Annotated in this window: 12 protein-coding genes and 1 pseudogene; 3 read left to right on the plus strand and 10 right to left on the minus strand. The window is 70.6% G+C overall.

Going from position 1 to position 15,094, the window contains the following annotated elements; genetic code table 11:
* Window positions 1-163: 163 nt before the first annotated feature.
* The 8 genes and pseudogenes from AQJ84_RS18765 to AQJ84_RS18800 all read right to left on the minus strand — a co-directional run bounded on the left by AQJ84_RS18765 (window position 164) and on the right by AQJ84_RS18800 (window position 10,633).
* Window positions 164-1,660, minus strand: a complete 1,497-nt coding sequence (locus AQJ84_RS18765) for a cellulase family glycosylhydrolase (protein ID WP_079022789.1) — start codon at window positions 1,658-1,660, stop codon at window positions 164-166.
* 191 nt (window positions 1,661-1,851) lie between these two features.
* Window positions 1,852-2,451: pseudogene (locus AQJ84_RS18770) on the minus strand (cellulose-binding protein); the annotation flags it as partial.
* 352 nt (window positions 2,452-2,803) lie between these two features.
* Complete coding sequence (locus AQJ84_RS18775; RefSeq protein ID WP_030043504.1) at window positions 2,804-2,986, minus strand: RICIN domain-containing protein; 183 nt, start codon at window positions 2,984-2,986, stop codon at window positions 2,804-2,806.
* Window positions 2,987-3,490: 504 nt separating this feature from the next.
* The gene (locus tag AQJ84_RS18780; RefSeq protein WP_053193875.1) at window positions 3,491-3,853 is read right to left on the minus strand and encodes a hypothetical protein; all 363 of its coding nucleotides are present in this window, start codon (window positions 3,851-3,853) and stop codon (window positions 3,491-3,493) included.
* Between the two features lie 34 nt (window positions 3,854-3,887).
* Entirely contained in the window at window positions 3,888-4,787 is a 900-nt protein-coding gene (locus AQJ84_RS18785) for a glycine betaine ABC transporter substrate-binding protein (protein ID WP_030043507.1), read from the minus strand.
* Window positions 4,788-4,805: 18 nt separating this feature from the next.
* Window positions 4,806-5,459: a hypothetical protein gene (locus AQJ84_RS44750; RefSeq protein WP_030043508.1), complete on the minus strand. Its 654-nt coding sequence runs from the start codon at window positions 5,457-5,459 to the stop codon at window positions 4,806-4,808.
* Between the two features lie 219 nt (window positions 5,460-5,678).
* Window positions 5,679-9,737, minus strand: a complete 4,059-nt coding sequence (locus tag AQJ84_RS18795; RefSeq protein WP_225889108.1) for an nSTAND1 domain-containing NTPase — start codon at window positions 9,735-9,737, stop codon at window positions 5,679-5,681.
* A gap of 293 nt (window positions 9,738-10,030) precedes the next feature.
* Window positions 10,031-10,633 (minus strand): tetratricopeptide repeat protein, encoded by a 603-nt coding sequence (locus AQJ84_RS18800; RefSeq protein ID WP_053193878.1) that lies wholly within the window; start codon window positions 10,631-10,633, stop codon window positions 10,031-10,033.
* A 334-nt stretch (window positions 10,634-10,967) separates the two neighbouring features.
* Here AQJ84_RS18800 and AQJ84_RS18805 point away from each other — a divergent pair, with 334 nt between their 5' ends.
* From AQJ84_RS18805 to AQJ84_RS18815, 3 genes are all read left to right on the plus strand, one after another.
* Window positions 10,968-11,189, plus strand: coding sequence for a hypothetical protein (locus AQJ84_RS18805; RefSeq protein ID WP_030043511.1), 222 nt, complete (start codon window positions 10,968-10,970; stop codon window positions 11,187-11,189).
* A gap of 298 nt (window positions 11,190-11,487) precedes the next feature.
* Window positions 11,488-12,000, plus strand: coding sequence for a DUF4265 domain-containing protein (locus tag AQJ84_RS18810; RefSeq protein ID WP_051870170.1), 513 nt, complete (start codon window positions 11,488-11,490; stop codon window positions 11,998-12,000).
* Between the two features lie 239 nt (window positions 12,001-12,239).
* A complete protein-coding gene (locus AQJ84_RS18815) occupies window positions 12,240-12,566 on the plus strand; it encodes a GYD domain-containing protein (protein WP_030043513.1) in 327 nt (108 codons plus the stop codon).
* Between the two features lie 46 nt (window positions 12,567-12,612).
* Here AQJ84_RS18815 and AQJ84_RS18820 read toward each other — a convergent pair whose 3' ends face one another.
* Both AQJ84_RS18820 and phoU read right to left on the minus strand, forming a co-directional pair.
* Window positions 12,613-13,461, minus strand: a complete 849-nt coding sequence (locus tag AQJ84_RS18820; protein ID WP_030043514.1) for an alpha/beta hydrolase — start codon at window positions 13,459-13,461, stop codon at window positions 12,613-12,615.
* Window positions 13,462-14,278: 817 nt separating this feature from the next.
* A complete protein-coding gene (gene phoU, locus AQJ84_RS18825; protein ID WP_030043515.1) occupies window positions 14,279-14,968 on the minus strand; it encodes a phosphate signaling complex protein PhoU in 690 nt (229 codons plus the stop codon).
* Between the last annotated feature and the right edge of the window lie 126 nt (window positions 14,969-15,094).

Genomic DNA, 15,094 nt, shown 5'->3' on the forward strand with positions numbered 1-15,094 from the left:
GGTACTCACCCGGGCTGCCGCCGAACGGCCCGTACATGTCCAGTTCCCTGCCGACCACCACCCCGGGGTCGACCGTGTCGGGGCGCAGGCAGACACCGACCAGCACGATCTCCGCACCGGCCGGTGCGCCGTCGACGACCCGGGCGAGAACCTGGGCACTCGGTTATGGGGTCGAGTAGGGGTCTTGGCTGATCAGGTGGGCCTTCAGACCCTCTCCGACGCCGGGCTCCGGGGTGCCCGCCCAGTCCTTGATGAGTACGCCACCATTGCTGCAGCCCCAGGGGTTCCAGGTCCACGCGAGATAACTCATGTTGTGCGCGTCGGCCCAGTCCACCAACTGCTGCATGTAGTCGAAGCCGCAGTTGTCCTGGCCGAACTCACCGATGACGACCGGCACGTGCTGGGCGAGCGGCGCGACCTGGCTGTCCCAGCAGGACACTGTCGCACAGGCGTTGAAGCTGTACGAATGCCAGGACGCGGCGAGGTTGTTCAGCGGGTCGTTCGGCATGTGCGTCAGCCACTCGCGCATGTCGTTGGCCCACTCAAGGCCACCCAGCATGAGGACGTTGGTCGCGCCGGTGGCCCGGACCGCGTCGACGAGGTCCTGCATGCCGGCCGTCTCGTACGGGAGGCCCGTGCAGGTGCCGCCGTCGCGCCAGCACTGCCAGCCGACGGTCTTGTCCCAGCCGGCGGCGATCTCCGGGTACGGCTCGTTGAACAGATCGAGGACGACGGCGTCATTGCCCTTGAAGGTGTTGGCGACACCGGTCCAGAACTGGGGGGCGTACTGCGCGTCCGGCATGGGTTTCTGGCAGGTCGCGGTGGCGTCCTTGCAGTGCCACTCCGGCCCGTTGGTATAGGCGCCCCGCGTCCAGTGCAGGTCGAGGATCGGGGTGATGCCATTGGCGACCAGCAGGTTGACGTAATCTTTGACGCCCTGCTGGTAAGCGGTCCCCTTGGGCGAGCCGTTGAGGCCGAGCCAGCATTCCTCGTTCAACGGCACACGCACCGCGTGGATGTTCCAGGTCTTCATCGCGTCGACGGAAGCCTGGTCGACCGGGCCGCCGTCCCACAGTCCCTTGCCCTGAACACAAGCGTATTCACCGCTGGAGCGGTCCACGCCCAGCAGCCGGTACGGCTTGCCGCTCGCGGTGACGATCTTGTTGCCGGAAACCTTCAGCTCCGGGGCCGGACCGCTGGGACCGCCGGTCGGAGTGGTGGTGGGGCTGGGGGTCGGGGATGTCACCGAGCCGGTACAGGTCACGCCGTTGAGCGCAACCGATGCGGGTTGCGGATTGGCGCCCTTCCACGCACCGTTGAACCCGATGGACGCCGACCCGCCCGTGTCCAGCGTCCCGTTCCAGTCGAGGTTGGTGGCGGACACGTGGGTTCCGGACTGTGCCCAGGTGGCACTCCAGCCGTTGGTGACCTTCTGGTCGGAGTTCGGGAAGTCGAACGTCGCGGTCCACCCTCGCACGGGGGAGCCGAGATTGGTGATGGCCAGGTCCGCGGTGAACCCTCCCGGCCATTCGCTCTGCACCTTGTACGCGACCGAGCAGCCGGTGGCGGCTGCCGATGCGGGCAGGGTGGCGATGGCAAGGCCACCCAGGATCAGTGCACCGGCGGCGCCGGTGGCTATCAAGGTGTGACGACGTTTCACCTGATCTCCTTGTTGAGTAAGGGATCGATGAGCTCGATACCCATCTGATCGACGGACGGGTGAGCCAGGGCCCAGGCCGAGGGCCTGCAGCTGACCGGTCCACCAGGCGGGTGCTGCGCGCCGTACGGATCAAGGAATCGACAACTGTCGCGCGTTCAGATCCTGTCGTCCCGGCACATTCCATGCGGGCGTCAGCAGCCGATCGGTGAGGGGCCCAGGGCCACGTCGTCGAACCAGAGAGTGTCGTCCCCGGTGCTGTAGCTCTCCCAGCCCAGGCGCAGGCCGGTGGGGCGGGGAGGGGTCCTGCGGGCGAGCCACTGCCCGTCGACGTTCTGGGTCGGCACCCCGTCCACGCGCAGTCCGGCGATCTCCTGGTCGTCGACCCAGGTGCGCATGGACTGGGCGGTGGTGTCGATCTGGTACCGCAGGCACAGCCACCGGCCGGTCGCCAGCGGGGTGCTGAGCGTGACACCCGCCGGGCTCTGTTCCGGCAGCGTCGCGTCGTCGCTCTCGCGGTTCCACTGCAGCGCGCCGTTCTGCCTGCCGACGCGCAGCGCCTTGCTGCCCTGTGAGGCGTCCGGCATGGACACGAAGGTGACGTGGTTGATGGGCAGGGCGGTGGTGTGCCGGACCCGCATCCGCACGTACACCACGGGCCCGACGGAGGACAGATCGCGGGTGGAGGCTGCGAAGACGTGGTTGCAGTAGCCGGCGCCGCCGTCGACGCGCAGCGACCTGGTGCCGCTGTAGGCGACGGACGTGTCGACGCTGACCTTCCCCGTTCCCCAAGACCTCAGTGGCGGCGGCGCTCGCCACGGGCGGCTGGGCGGCCGCGGCCACGACGGGTAACGCGGCACAGCAAAGCGCTGCCAGCAACACCGCAATGCGCTTTCGGGCGGGCGAGCGGTGGATCGAAAGAAGCTGCATGGGGGATCCGCCTTCTTCGTGACGGGGCGCCGTGACGTTCCTGTGGGACTCCTCCCGGAGTGAGCGCTGGAGCACCCCCATTGTGGGAGCGCTCCCACAGTCTCCGTATCCGGGACTGTAGAAGAGGGTCATGACCCTGACAAGGGGTCGCGTGCCCGTCGGAGTTTTCGCCGTGTCCGGGCTGGGGCGTGTGCCCGGCCCGGACAGGGGGTGGAATCAGTTGGGGTTCGGCCTCTGCTTGGTGCCGCCGCTGCAGGTCCACAGCTGGACCGGGGCGCCGTCGGTGGTGGAGGCGCCGGTGACATCGAGGGACAGGCGGGACGGGGCGGGACTGGACTGGACGTCGGTGACGATCTCGCCGGGGTTGAGGTCCCCTGCTGGTGGGCCCCGCCCTGGCAATGAACCGGGACGTTTTCGGCATCCTCCCAGACCAGAGCCGAGTGCTGCGGGCCCGTCCGGCCCAACAGCTCCTCACGCGACTGGGCCCGACCGCCGAGTCCCGCAGTCTGATCAGCAGGCGTCCGATCAGCTCATGCAAGCCCCCTACCGTCCGACCGAACCGTCGGGCCATCTGCCCGAGGGGAGCCTGTGCAGCTAGAGGTTGTCCCGTATGGGATGGGAGTTATCCAGTGAGGGCCAGGTTGTGCAGTCGGGCGATGCCGAGCATGGCCTGGTGGCCTGGTGAACTCCGTCGCCCTTGAGTCGGCAGTCCCGCAGGATGGCGCGGGCGGGAGGCGTTCGACATGGCGAGGCCCTGCGGATCGGTCCGTGAGGGGTGATCTCCACGTGGACCGGGGCGCGCGCTCAGGCATGAGTGCGGGTGCCCATCTCCGTACGGGTTTCCGCCCATGCCGTCTCGACGAGCAGGGGGGGCGGGACCCTTTCGAGTCCCGCCCATGCGGTCTACGACATGTGGAACGTCGTCGTCCGGCCCTTCGTATTGGGGACGTACTTCTGCTTCCAGGTCCAGGCGCCGCTGCCGAACTGGGAGTGGAGTTCGACCGAGGAGTTCTTCTTCCACCAGTAGTCCCACATGGTGGCGCAGGTGTGGGGGTAGGCGTCCCAGATCGGGGAGTCGTCCCACTCGTTGTGCTGGTTGTAGCCCCTGACCCAGAACCGCAGGTTCGAGTTCGAGTCGTTGCAGACCGTGATCTGTATGGCGGGGACCCCGTCGGCGGCGCTGGCCGTTGTGGGGAGGGCCAGGCCGCCGAGGACGGCGGCCGCCGTGAGCGCGGTTACGGCGAACTTCCTTTTGATGTCACGCATTTCACTGTCACCGTTCTGTTCGAGTGAGGGGGGATCAGCTGAGCAGCCCTTTGGAGCGCAGCCAGGTCCGCGCCGCCTTCGCGGGGGACTCGCCCGCGTCGACGGAGGAGGCGAGCGCGGCCAACTGATCTGTCGTCAGCGCCGAGTTGACTCGGGCCAGGGCTTTTCTTGCGGCCAGGCCCGCGTACGGGGCCTGGATGAGAGGGAAGACGTGCTCGGGCGGGATGACGGCCTCGGGGTCGGTCAGCACGACCAGCTTGTCCTCGGTGAGGGACGGGTCCGTGCTGCGCAGGGCCAGTACGTCGGCGGTGGCCGAGGTGCCGGCGGTGGTGAGAGTGACGCCGTACGCCTTCTTCAGTGACGAGGGCGTCGGGGCGTCGGGGTCCTTCGAGGCGGCGCCGCCGAGGGTGAGGCGGCTGCCGGCCTTGGGGAGGTCGGCGAGGCTGTGCAGGTCATGGGCCTGGGCGGTGGCCCTGGTGACCGCGAGGACGACACCGCGGTCGGCCGCGGCCGGGGGCAGGGCGGTGATGCCCATCGGCAGCGCCATACTCAGCGTCGTCGACACGTTCCCGGGCAGGGTGTCCCCGCCCGGGAACGTGCGCAGCAGAGTGCTCTCGTACGCCGGCGCCAGCCCGATCCTGCCCGCCACCACGGCCTTGGCGGTGGCGGAGGGCGAGGCGTAGCTCGTCGTCGCCATCCGCACCTTCTGCCCGGCCCCGGTGAGGAGTTCGCCGTACATGGCCGCCACCACCCGGCTCTCCGCCGAGGTGTCGGTGCCGATCACCGTCGGTCCGACAGCGTCCGCGTACACGGTGTCGGGATTGCTCGTCGCCCCCGCCGCACAGCCGGTCAGGAGGACCAGCGAGCATACGGCGGCGGCAGCGAGCCGGAGCCGGGAGCGGGAGCGGGTTGCCGAGGTCGCGGAGCACCACATGCCGTTGTCCGTCCTGGCTCAGCGGCAGTGGGCTGAGCGCTCGCCCGCGGTCATCTTCGCGTCCCTGTAGTTGACATAGCCCTTCTTGGGCTGGTCGGCGTTGAAGCCGGCCGACTGGTAGTTGTTGATGTACCAGATGTAGTGGCCGTAGTAGCGCTTGCCGAAGTGCAGCTCGTACCAGCCCTTGGCCTGCTGCTTGGAGGTGCCGCGCTCGAGCCAGCCCTTGTAGCCGGCCGGGATGTTGACGGTGTCGGTCACGGTGTCGGTGTGCGAGGCCACCCAGCTGTGGCTGTAGGTGGCCGTGACCTCGGTGGAGAACGTCTCGAACCACTTGTACTCGGCGCTGATCGAGATGCCGAAGGTGTTGGTCGAGCCGGTCATGTCCATCCCGCCGACGGTGTGCGGGTTGGTCAGGCTCCCGCAGTTGTAGGCGGTGTCGCCGACCTGGTGCTTGGGACCGGTGTAGGTCCAGTAGGCGGTGGCGTGGAACTCGCAGAGGTCCGTCGTGTGGCCACACGCGTCCAGCAGCTGCTTCGTGGTGGGGCTGTCGGCGGCGGAGGCCGGCGGGGCGGCCATCAGCGAAGCGCCCAGGGCGAGGGCCGCGACGGCTCCGGCGGTGCGGAGGGTGCGCTTGGGGGACGAGGAGGAGGTCTTGCGGCGGGCGAATGCCATCGGTGACTCCAGCGAGTGAGGGATGAAGCGGTCGGTCTGTTTTCCGGGCGGCCGACGGGATCGCCGCCGGCCGCCCGCCGGTTTCACTGACCGGGGGGTGCAGCGAACCGGGTGAGCCCCACTCTTGGCGCCCTGGATTTGTCTATCAATGCAGGTCAGAGGCGTAAACAACCCATTGGAGGACGGAAACGGGACACGTTACGACCCGTTCACGCTCCATTAATCGGGGGCCTTTCCTACGAGCGGCCGGCGTGCGGTCTTGCGTGGCCTGGAGCGCGGATGTGCCTCGTCGGCCGAGGGAGACGCGGCTTCGCGCCGTGCTCCGGGAGGCGGCACGGCCTCGGGCGTCACGATGCCGTGCGCGGACGCGCCGGGCTTTTGGGACGCGTGCCGCCGAGCGACGGGCGGCGACGAGGTGGTGCGCGCCGGCGCCGAAGTCCCGGTCGGCTTCGGCGAAGCGGCTGGGGCGGGGCCGGCTTCCGCGACCGGGTCGGGGCCGGCTTCCGCGACCGGGTCGGGGCCGGCTTCCGCGACCGGGTCGGCGGTGCCGGACACCCCGCACAGGCGCCGGTAGGGCACATCGGAGAGGTAGGTCCGCCATTCGTCGGCGGTCAGATCGCGGCCGGCGCGCGCACAGAGCTGGGTGACGACCTGCGAGAGGCCGACCGCGTACCGCTGGATGGGGACGTGGGCGCTGCCGGCGTAAACGGAGTCGCCGCGCCCGTCGAAGGCGAGCGAGCGGATCGCCTCGCCGGGCGTGCTGAGGCTGCCACCGAGAGGCTGCCGGGTGGCGGTGTCCCACAGCCGGAGCGCGCCGGAGGCGTAACCCACCGCGAGGGTGCTGCCATCGGGGCTGAAGGCGAGCGCGGTGACCCGGGCGCCGATCGCTTTGTCGTCGGCCACTTGCGCGACGGGAGGGATGACGGCCTCCCGGTGGCGTTCGGTACGGCCGCGCCAGACCGTGACGCTGCCGAAGCCGCCACCGGTGGCGAGGTGGACGCCGTCAGGGCTGAGAGCGAGAACCTCCGCACCGCCGTCCGGGCCGAGCGGTACGCCGGTGTCCAGGCCGAACGGCAGCGCGCTGGCCGGGCCGGTGAAACCGGAGACCAGGGCGGACCTCAGGGCCGCGGTCAGGGCTTCGGGCCGGTCGGTCCGCGTTTCGCGGGCGGTGTTCCACACCTCGCCGGTGGGCGAGCCGGTGGCCGTCGCCCGGGAGAGGAGCAGTTTCCCACCGCCCGGGGTGAGCGCGATGGAGCGGACCGGGGACGATCCGCCAGGCTGAAGGACCGCCCGCACGCGGTGATCTGTCACATTCCATACGACGAACCGCGCGCCGGACGCTTCCGGCTGCCCCACGCCGTACGCGAAGTCCCGCCTGTCCGGACTGAACGTCATCAGCGGCCCGACGCCCCCGGCCCCGCTCCGGCCGTCCGCTGCCGCGAGTGAGGGCAGCCGGGCGAGGACACGACCCGTCCGGGTGTCGCGCAGGCTGAAGCGGTAGTGATCGCCGTGCCGTTCGGCGGCGGCCAGCAGGCGGCCGTCCGGGCTGAACGTCTCGTGGTCCAGCGGCCGTTCGAGCCACGGAGAGGCGAGGGGCACCGCGAGGTCGAGGGAGTGCACGGTGCCGCCGGCCAGGTAGCGCAGGGTCGGGCCGTCCGGATCCCAGGCGAGGGCGGTGAGGGGCCCGTCGGAGAGGGTGTGGCGGAACACCGGTGCCTCCGCCGCCGATATGCGCCAGACCGTCGTCCCGTCCAGGCCGGCCGTCGCGAGGAACCGCCCGTCCGGGGTGAACGCGAGATGGGACATGCCGGGTTGGGCGATGTCCGCCAGTTCCCGGCCCGAGGCCGTGTCCCAGACGCGTATCGCAGCGTCGGAGACCGCCGCGAAGCGCGTCCCGGCCCGGTCGAAGACGAGGGCGGCGGACGAGCAGTCCACCGCCGACGAGTCCTGCCAGGCGCCGGTGACCGTGCGGTGGCGGACGATGTCCCGCAGCATTAGCGGCTGGTCCTGCGCGCACACGGCCGCCAGGCGCCCGTCCGCGCTCGGCACCAAGACGTCCATGGCACTGGCGGCACCTGCGGCGGAACGCTCCAGCACCACCGGGTCGTCCGTGAACGCGCTCACCTGCGCCGTCGTATCGGGGCCGTTCACGACGTACGCCCCGACGCCGAGCTCCGAGTCGGCCGCCGCGTGATACCCGACGGGGTCCTCCGTCCCCGCTGGCAGCCGCCACAGCCGGGCGGCGCTGTCACCGTCAGTACCGGCCAGGGCGAGGGTCCGCCCGTCGAGGCTGACCGCGGTCACCGCACGGTCCGGCAGGCGTCCCGATCCGGTACGGCGATGTGTGGCCACGTCCCAGGCCGACCACCGGCCGCCGCCGACGCCGAGCAGGGTGCGCCCGGAGTCGGCGAGGAAGTCGCGGGTGTCGTCGTTCTGGTCGGGGTCGGTGAAGGCGTCGCGTTCGGGTTCGGCGAGGGCGTCGAAGAGGGCGGCGCGGCTCTCGGGCAGCGGGGCGAGCCGCCAGGCGGCGATGCTGAGCAGGGTCCTGGTGCGGGGATCCGTCACCCGTTCCCCGCCGACGAGGCCGGCGGCCCGGCGGGCTCCGGCCACGCTGCGCTCCCTCTCCGCGACGTCGCTCTCGTGCCAGGCGATCTGCCCGGCGACCAGGACCCCGCACACGACGCAGATGAGCGCCACGACGAGTCTTCGCATGCGGCGCTGCACCTGGGCGGTTGTCCAGCGCTCCATGCGGTGGGCCACCCGAGAGGCGCTGAGGAAGGCGCGCTCCCGTGCGGCGAGGTCGTCGTCCTGCCGTTCACGGGTGAACAGCACGTCGGCCAGGGCGAGGTTGATCCCCCGGTACAGGGTGCCGGGGTCGCGGCCGTGCTCCTGCCAGTTGCGGGCGGCCTCGGTGAGGTGGCGGTGCATGCGCAGCCGCTCGCGGTTCTCCTCGAGCCAGCACTGCAGCCGGGGCCAGCCGGTGATGAGGGCCTCGTGGGCGAGTTCGACGTTCTTCTCGTCCACGGTGACGAGCCGGGCCCGGGAGAGACGTTCGAGGACGAAGGGCACCTCGGGGTCGGGCCATTCGCGCAGGTCGGCCCGTCTGACCGGGCGGCGGCTGTCGGGTGTGCCGTCGCCGGGGGCGATGAGGGCGAGCAGGAGCCGGCGGGCGGTGCCGGTCTGGTCGGGCGACAGGCCGCCGTAGACCTCCTCGGCCGCCGCGGCGATCGCTCCGTGGACGCCGCCCGCCTGCTCGTAGGCAGCGAGCGTCAGCACTCCGCTGCGTCTGCGGCGCCAGGTCTCGCGCAGGGCGTGCGAGAGCAGCGGCAGCGCGCCGGGCTGGTCGTACACCTCCTCGACGATGCGGGCGGTGAGTTCCCGCTCGACCCGCAATCCGGCCGCCGTGGCGGGCTTGACGATGGCGTCCCTCAGTTCGTCCCGGGTCATCGGGCCGACCGTCAGGCTCGTGTGCCGCAGTGCCTCGGCGAGGCCGGGGTGCTCGGCGCACCGGCCGTGGAAGCCGGCGCCCACCGCCACGACCACGCGCAGCCGGCCGCCCGAGTCCTTGGCGGCGAGCAACTGCTCGACGAACAGCCAGCGTTCGGCCCGGTCGCGGCAGAGCGTGAAGATCTCCTCGAACTGGTCGACCACGACGATGCGGTGCGGCTCGTCCGGCCCCGGCCCCGGCCCCGGCCCCGGCCCCGGCGCCAGCAGCCGGCCGTGCGTGGCGGCCGGCCGCGCGCCGGGTGTAATCAGCCGGAGCTCCGCCGCGCAGCCTGCCTCCTGGACGACCTTCTCCAGGCGGGGCAGCACGCCGGCCCGCAGCAGGGAGGACTTGCCGCTGCCGGATGCGCCGACGAGCACCGCGAACAGGTGCTCCTTCATCAGCCTCACCGTGTCCTCTGCGAGCTCGTCCCGGCCGAAGAACAGCTCCTGGTCGGCCGGTTCGAACTGGGCGAGTCCCTTGTACGGTGACTCGCCGCCCTCGGTTCCGCGGGCCGCGACGTCGTCGGCCGCTGCCAGCCGGCTCTCCCACTCGTCCGGATCGGCCCCGCAGGCCCGCGCGTACGCGCGCACGACCGCCACCGACGGCAGCCGCTCGCCCGAGGCCCCCCGCGACAGGGCGGCCACCGAGACGCCGGCCTGTTCGGACATCGTCCGGTATGAAGGGGAGCTGGCCCGCGCACGGAGTGACCGCAGCTCGTGGGCGAAGCGCTGCACCGGCCCCGCGTCGGGATCGAGCAGCCGCTCGGGGCGTCCCCTCTGCCGACTGCTCACGGACGCTCCCGCACATGGCTTCTCACGTTCACGGAAATTCGCTCTCGCAAACAAGTCGGGACAATTGCGCGCAGGAGGTGAGTATGTCATGACAGCTTGAGAGTTCAAGTGGTGTGTTGAGTCTTTGCCAGTGATGGACAAAACGTGGCCCGGCTACGGGCCGTCCGGGCATTGGACGGCCCTTCGCTCTACTCACGTGAAAAAGAGGCCCTATTTTGGTGCCGCGCCTGGAGCGCAGCACCACCGGCCCGAGCCGACGGAGTTGCCGCAGGTGAGGCTGCGTGAGCCCCCTGTCAGGCGAAGTGGCCGGCCTGGCGGTGGGCTGCGCCTCGCTCGGCGTGGGCCCAGGCGAGGGTGGGGTCGAGGTCGAGTGCGGCGGTGAGGTCGGTGATGGCTTGGTCGAAGCGGCCTGCCTGGCGGTGGGTTTCGCCGCGTTGAGCGAGGGCCCACAGGTCTTCGGGGTTGAGGTCGAGTGCGACGGTGAAGCCGGCGATGGCTTGGTCGAAGTGGCCCGCCTCGAGGTGGGCTTCCCCGCGGCGGCCAAGGGCGTCCTGAGGAACGGCGCCCGGATCGGCTGAGGCCTGCGGCTGCACGGAAGAAGGGTCGGACGGTACTTCGGCCGGCGTTTCTGACGCGTCTGTCTGAGGGGCGAGAGACCGCAGGCGCGTGGCGGCGGCGGTGGACACGCGTCTGCTGTCGTCGTCGGTGAGGTGGCGGAGCTCATCGAGGACGGTGCTGCGTACCACGTCGTTGCCGATGCGGTGCAAGCGGGCGAGCCCGTCGAGCGCGGCGAGCCGGTCGTCGGCCATCGGGCTGGTGAGGGCATTGCGCAGGTGGGCAGGCAGAGCCCAGTTGATGTTGCGGGCTATGACGATGCGGCTGCAGCCGCCGGCCACACCCGCGGCGTGCCCTGTTCGGCACGGAACTCATAACCCAGCCGCGGCCACAGCCAGTCGGCGGACCTTCTTCGCCGCTGTCATGCAGGGACCCTCCCGGCCGTGGGTCGGTGCAGTCATCGCCGTCACGGGACCCGAGCTTGCCAAAGCCGGGGTTCGGGGAATCCGGCACGGGCCGGCCGTCGCGGGACGAGGCCCGTGCCACAAGCGTGCCGGATTTTCAGGGGCTCACTGATTCTCGAAACAGCAGGTCAGTGGCGTGGCGAGGTTGTTGTCGGCTGGATCTGTGCCGACGGCCACAGCGAGTGGGAGATACGTAGGCTCATAATGAGCCATGACAAAGCCTGCGGCATCGAAGCGTCATCTGCCCACCAGCCCCTTCAAAGCCCCGGTCGCACCGGATCCCAAGCACTTCGCCATGGGCGACCAGGTCTCCCATGACGTGTACGGCCTCGGCCGGGTCGTCGGCGTCGAGGACGGAACCGCGGCGCTCGTGGATTTCGGTTCGGCACAGATGCGGCTCCTGAGCCCGTTCACCAAGATGACCAAGCTGTAGGACCGCTGTGCCCGGTCACGGCACGCCAGGCCCGTTCGAGGACCTGTAACGAAAGGCAGACCTCTCATCGACGCGACGTCGCTGTTCTCCGCCCCGGAAGGGCAGACCCGCCGTTCCACCGAAGTGTCGCCGCCTCCGACGACGCAGCCCTTCCATGCCCCGGACTTCGGAGAAGACGAGACCCTGTGGTCCGAGGAGGTAGAGGAGCCCGCCCCGGGCACGCGTGCGGGGCGGTCCAAGGCTGCCTAGCGACGGGTTCGAGACCCGAAGCGGTCCCGGTACCGGCTGCTGATCGCCCATGAACAAGGTGAGGGCCGACCACCCCGACGACGCACCCGAAGGCCCGTACGTGAAGGTGCACTTCCGGCTCGAGATCGAAGAGGACTGGCCTCCGGCGTCGGTGGAGAGCCTGTGGGCTGTGGACCAGGGCGACGGCACCGTGCGGCTCGACAACATCCCCTGGTTCGTCCGAGGCATCGCCTGTGGGGACATCGTGGCCACCGAGCCCGATGACGAAGGCGTGCGATGGGCCGGCGAGGTGGTCCGGCGTTCGGAGAACTGCACCATCCGCCTCATCGTGTTCCGTGACAGCGGTTCAGGAGCTGCACGGCAGAGCGTGATCAACGCGTTCCACGGGCTCGGAGTGTGCGGCGAGGGCATCGAGCGGTTCGGCATGATCGCCCTGGACGTCCCGCCCACCGCCGATCTCGCCAAGGTCCAGAGGCTGCTCCACCATGGCGTGGCCCAGGAGTGGTGGGACATGGAAGAAGGCTGCGTCACCGCGCGATGGCGAGCCGCCTCCGCGAGCTGACGCCGTTCGTGTCGGGGCCCACGCCGGATGGCGGTACGGCGGTACGGCCCAGGGCGGCAGGGCGGTACGGCGGCATGCCGGTACGGGTCATCGAGTTCGGCGGGCTCATCCGGGTCCAGGGGCGGCCCCCAGTCGCCGTACCGGTCATCGTCCCCGGCCGTTCGGGGGATACGCGGGCCCTCGCCGGCCCCTTCCCCGCCCCGCTAGGGCATCCCTGGAGGGGACGAAAGGGAGACACGATGCCGCTCTACCTATCGAGGTTCAGCTACACGCCGGAGACCTGGGCGAGGCTGATCGGCCATCCGGAGGACCGCGCCCAGGCCGCGCAGGCGTACATCGAGTCCGTCGGCGGGAAGCTCCACGGTTTCTGGTACGCCTTCGGCACGCACGACGGATACAACCTGTGGGAGGCCCCGGGCAACGTGTCCATGGCCGCGGTGGCGTTGGCGATCAGCGGAGGCGGCGCGCTGAGTTCGTTCGAGACGACGGTTCTCCTGACCGTCGACGAAACGATGGATGCCCTGCGCACGGCGGAGCGGGTCCAGTACCGGCCTCCGGGCGCGTAGGGGTCCGGATCAGTCGGCCGCCTCCGTGCGGCGGTCCGGGTCGTCTTCAGAGCGTGGCGAGTTCGCCCAGGGCCCGGGCCGCCGGTGCCGGGTCGACCAGCCACTTCAGGTGGCTGCCCTGGAGCGTGCGGACGTCGTACGGGTTTTCCGGCGTCAGCGCGTCGCCCTCGCGGATCAGCCGGTCCTGCATGGCGAGCGGCATGCTCGCGTCGTCGGCCAGGCGGACGTAGGTCTTCGGGACGCGGCCCCAGGTCGCGGCCTGCGCCCGGTCGGCGGAGGTGCCGACGTCCAGGTTCTCGTCAGGCTGGAAGGTGTTCAGGAAGGTCAGGAACTCCTCGTCGGTGCCGTCGGCCAGGAAGGCCGCCTTGAGCGCTCCGAGGGCATCCGGATCGGCCGTGCGGAAGTTGACGCGGAGCAGGCCGAGTTCGGCGGGGTTCCCGGCCATCGCGGCACCCAGCAGAGCGACGTCGACCGTGGCCATCTCCGGCTCCGCGTAGTAGTCGCCCACGTCGAGACGGACCGGGCACCAGGCCGAGACATAGACGATGCGGTCGATCAGGTCCGGCCGCGCGTTGGCCGCCGCCGTGGCCGTGACGCCGCCGCGGCTGTGGGCGACGAGGATCACGGGGCCGTTCCGCTTGGCCCGTTCCAGGATCCCGATCAGGTGCGCCGCGTTGTCCGCGAGCGTGACGCCCTTGATCGAGCCGGGCGCGGTGGCGAGCCCTTCGAGGTCCTGCGGCGCCTGGTACGCGCGGGTGTAGGTCGCCCCGAACCCGTGGCCGGGCAGGTCGACGGCGACCGAACGGTGTCCCAGGAGGCCGAGTTCGGCCTGGAGCGGCGCCAGGGAGAAGGAGTTCGCGAAGGCTCCGTGAACCAGTACGAACGTCGGTTGCATGTGGCTACTCGCTTTCCGGCCTCCGCGGCGTAGGCGGCACACGCGTCGCCGTCAGCCGCGGAGCCTTGAGAGCAGCGTGCGGACAGCTGCCTGCCCGACCGTTCACGCTACCCAGCGGAAGATCATCCGAGCTACCCGATTGAGTTGTTCCGCTTGTGCACGTGGTTGCCGCGGGCGGGACGGGATGGGGCGGAGCGGGACGGGGCGCGGCGGGGCGAGGGCTTCGCGAGCCTGGCGCCGCCGAAGGCGAACGGCCCCCGGCACCCGACGACGAAGGGCCCCAGCACCCCAAAACGAAGGCCCCCGGCACCCCACGACGAAGGGCCCCGGCAACCGACACCGGAGCCCTCAAGCGCCGCACGACCTTCACCGCCGTACGCGAGCCACTGCCGTACGACCTTCACCGCCGTACGCGATTCACCGCCGTACGAGACTCACGCCGTACGCGCCTCACGCCGTACCGGACTCTCCGCACCCCACCCCCGCCCCATCACCCGCACTGGCAAGGATTGCCCGACTGACACCCGCACCCGCACCCCGACCCGCAGCCGCACGCGGCTATCAAGGTCAGGCTGTTGATCCGGGCGGGCTGTTCGGTCGGGCGTTCCTGCGTGGGGTCGGGGGTGGGGGTGCTGGGGGATTCGGCCATGGTCCCTCCTCAAGGCTGGTGCCTGTGCCCATTGGACGCCCGTCGCACTGGGCGCATCAACGGCGCACGGAGGCTCCCACACGCCCCGACCGACACCCTCGCGCCCGGCGCAACCGGCACCTTCGCGCCCGGCGCAACCGGCACCTTCGCGCCCGGCGGAGGCCGGGATCAGGCCCCTTCCACCCCCGCCACCGCCTGGATGTCCTGCTGGAGTTCGTCCGCGTGCTCGCCCGTCACCAGGTACACGACCCGCTTGGCGACCGCGACGGCGTGGTCGGCGTACCGCTCGTAGTAGCGGCCGAGCAGCGTGACGTCGACGGCCGTCTCGATGCCGTGCTTCCAGCGGTCGTCCATCAGGTGCTGGAAGAGCGTGCGGTGCAGGAGGTCCATCGCGTCGTCGTCCTGCTCCAGCTGGAGCGCGAGGTCGACGTCCTTCGTGATGATCACCTCGGCCGCCTTGGCCATCAGCCGCTGCGCCAGCTGGCCCATCTCCAGGATGGTCGCGTGCAGGTCGTGCGGGATGGCGCGGGCCGGGAAGCGCAGCCGGGCGAGCTTCGCCACGTGCTGGGCGAGGTCGCCCGAACGCTCCAGGTCCGCCGACATGCGCAGGGAGGTGACGACGATCCGCAGGTCCGTCGCCACCGGCTGCTGGCGGGCCAGCAGGGCTATCGCCCGGGCCTCCAGTTCGTGCTGGAGGTTGTCGACCTTCTGGTCGCCCTCGATGACGCTTTCGGCAAGCTTCAGGTCGGAGTCGAGGATCGCCGTCGTGGCGCGTCCGATCGCCGACCCGACCAGTCGGGCCATCTCCACCAGACCGTCGCCGATCGAATCCAGTTCCTCGTGGTACGCGTCCCGCATCAGGGTTCCCTCTCGTACGTGATCTTCGGGGGTCACCGGGGGCCGGGTCCCGGCGCGTCTGTCAGGCAAAACCGGTGCTTCGCACCCCACGCTCCCACGTTCCGCCCTGTACGCGTCGGTTTCCGT

The sequence above is a fragment of the Streptomyces resistomycificus genome, assembly GCF_001514265.1.
Lineage (GTDB): Bacteria > Actinomycetota > Actinomycetes > Streptomycetales > Streptomycetaceae > Streptomyces > Streptomyces resistomycificus.